This is a genomic window from Cyclobacterium qasimii M12-11B, from assembly GCF_000427295.1.
GTDB lineage: Bacteria > Bacteroidota > Bacteroidia > Cytophagales > Cyclobacteriaceae > Cyclobacterium > Cyclobacterium qasimii.
Genome location: NZ_ATNM01000009.1, coordinates 1 through 679 on the forward strand (window position 1 = coordinate 1; position 679 = coordinate 679).

At 59.9% G+C, this 679-nt stretch carries 1 pseudogene; it reads left to right on the forward strand.

Annotated features, from left to right (window positions below):
• Window positions 1-220: 220 nt before the first annotated feature.
• Window positions 221-679, forward strand: a pseudogene (locus tag ADICYQ_RS31030) (hypothetical protein); the annotation flags it as partial.

Below are 679 nucleotides of genomic sequence, written 5' to 3' on the forward strand. Positions count from 1 at the left end.
CTTCATCAGTTCGACAGCGCGATCGCCGGCAGCGGTATCAACGCCGGCGGCGGCATAACTGGAGGAAGGGTTCTCGGTCACGGCTCAAGCGTACCGGTCGGCACAGACCCGCGTCCCGGTCAGCACAGTCTGGCATGCCGCGCAACTGCTGGGGTGTGCGAAACTAGATCGTACTCATACCGGGTACGGTCTCTTCGACCTCAGGGAGCCACGCGAAAGCATGTGCGGCATTGTCGGTATCGTCTCTTCTCAACCCGTCAACCAGCAGGTCTACGACGCACTCTTGTTGCTGCAGCACCGCGGCCAAGACTCCACGGGAATCGCCACTTCCGATGGCAGCACCCTGCACTTGCAGAAAACCAATGGCCAAGTGCGTGAGGCGTACCGCACTCGGGACATGCGCAACCTCGTCGGCACCACCGGTCTCGGGCATGTGCGTTACGCCACCAAGGGCAATGCCTTCAATGAGCAGGAAGCCCAACCATTTTATGTGAACGCGCCCTACGGCATCATCCTCGTGCACAACGGCAACCTCACTAACACCCAGCAGCTCACCGATGAACTGTTCCGAATTGACCGCCGCCACCTCAACACCACCAGCGATACTGAGCTTCTCGTCAACGTGTTGGCCAACGAACTTCAAGAGCAGGTTTCGGGGCTCGACCTCAACCCCGACAGG